A 2,292-nucleotide genomic window follows, 5' to 3' on the forward strand; every position below is an offset into this window, starting at 1 on the left:
GGGCCAGTTGCCTCCCTGCTGCATGCCGATATAAAATTCACCACTGGAAAAGGTAATGCCGAGGGATGACAGGTCAAACGACACCCATCCGAAGGCTTGTGGTTCCACTTCAATGCTTCCCAGATAAGTGCCCGGGTAGCCGTTGGGGCCATCATCGTCGAAAACGGCAATGCCGAATGTCTGCAATTGATCACCGCCCGGAGGAAAAGTGCCATCACCGATATTCACCGAACCACCAGTAACATTGACAGGATACCCGACCGGTGTAAACTTCAGTGCATTCAGGCTTCCTTCTTCCAGCCATGCCGTCATGTTTTCAAACGTACCGTCATCATAAATGACTTCATAATATCCATTGGGTATTCCCCAGGTTACATCCACCACGTTATTATTTGGTGGACGAAGCGCTGCGAGAACACCTGACGGAGGTACAGCCTCTTCCCAAAGGGCTTTATCAACAGTAGTCGTGCTGCCCGGTGCTACATAGACATATTGTGATTGTGTGGTATAGCCCGGCTTTTCAAAAATAATATTATACGTCATTGGAACAATAGGTGTGGTATATGTACCATCTTCCAATGTGTACATTACAGTGGTTCCGGCTGTGACTTTTGCACCGAGTATGGGCAGGCCTGTGTAGGCATCTGTAACTGTACCATCAAGAGTAGCAGGTGGAATCTCTGCCCAGTATAACTGGATATTGGCCTGATAGGCTCCAATTGTTCCTGCATCTGTCGGGAAAGAGTTATCCTGGTATCTATATTTGCATGAGCTTGCCCGGGATGTGTAATAAAAATATGTATAAGGATAGTAATATGCACCATTACGATTTTCCCAGACAATGGAGAGGTTGGTTCCATCATAGACAAATGGTGCTTGGAATGTGATGACCACCCAGCCTGTCAATAAATTGACATTACCTGAATATACGAGCGTATACCCGTTGGCTGTCGGGTTTGGGTACGCATTGCTGGTAATGGTTGAATAGCCTACATTTTTCATGTAAACCTGTTGATTTTGCTTAAGGGTTGTAGAAGCTGGTACTGCCACCTGGAATGCAATCTGATTTATTAAAACAGATCCCAGTCCAATGTCGCTTTGCTGATATACAATCTCAGACCAGCTATACATCCAATAATCATCAAGAGGCGTATACTGTTCTGTACCGGTACCGGTACCAATGGTTTTAACACCATCCGCATCAGCATGCGAATAAAACATAAAAACTGACAATAATATTATTATCATCAGCTTACTGAGTTGAGTAGCTTTTTTCATGGTCATGAATTTTTGTTAACAATATGATATTAAGTTTATTACTCTATAAAATATTAATTTAAATGGATAATATATGGTTGATTTCTCAAGGTTCTATCTTCAAATAATACACAATTTGCCAACCTTATCACAAATATATAAAAAAAAGAGTGTATCAATTGCAAATTTATTAAAAAAATATCCCAAGAAATTTAAAATATTTTTCAACAATAAAGATACAAAAAACTTTATTACACATTTCAAAAATATTTTTTAACTTCTGTAAAAAAAATTATTTTGATTAATGAACAGTATTTTGTTCAAAACCACAAAAAAGAGGGTGTCACAAAAGTGAGGCACCCTCTTTTTTCGTATCCAAATAAATGGTTACCTGCTGATCACAATCCTTCTGGTGATGATATTGCCATCTTCAGATGTGAATTCGATCATGTATGAGCCTGAGCTGAGTGTGGAGGTATTGAGCTGGAAGCTCTTGTCCTGGCCGACATTCTGTTCAAGCACCACCTGTCCTACATAGTTGATAACCCTTAGTTCGCGGACATTGTCGCTCACTTCAATGTTTACATAATCCTTTGCAGGTACCGGGTAAACATTGATCATACTACCCAGAAGCTCGTCAATACTTACGCCCTGAACTGTAATGGTATTGGAAGGTTCTGATTCGCACAAGGTGTACTTAGCAGTTACATAGTAGGTATATGAGCCAGGTGCAAGATCCATATCAGTATATTGTGTTTCCATAACCAAGCTGGTATTGATCTTAACCCCATCGCGGTAGACGTTGTAGCCAAGCAATGACATGCGATTAGTGCTCCGGTCAACTGCAGTGGATGACTGCCATGTAAGGTATACGTCAACCTCATTGAGGACTACGCCTTCCAGATTAAGTGGAGGCAAGCATGGTTCAGGTTCAAGTGCAAAGTCCTGGGTCGTAATCCCTTCAACCATCACGTCTTCAGCAACCTGTTCCAGATACCCTGCAGCTGATGCAGCCACTGTATAGGTTCCCTGAAT

At 41.7% G+C, this 2,292-nt stretch carries 2 protein-coding genes; both read right to left on the reverse strand.

The window, feature by feature from the left end; all coding sequences use genetic code 11:
• On the reverse strand, positions 1-1,278 hold a 1,278-nt coding region (locus NT175_07335), incomplete at its 3' end, for a carboxypeptidase-like regulatory domain-containing protein (GenBank protein ID MCX6234522.1).
• A 366-nt stretch (positions 1,279-1,644) separates the two neighbouring features.
• Positions 1,645-2,292 (reverse strand): T9SS type A sorting domain-containing protein (locus NT175_07340; protein MCX6234523.1); only part of this gene is annotated, 648 nt, incomplete at its 5' end.

This window comes from Bacteroidota bacterium (assembly GCA_026391695.1).
GTDB lineage: Bacteria > Bacteroidota > Bacteroidia > Bacteroidales > JAGONC01 > JAPLDP01.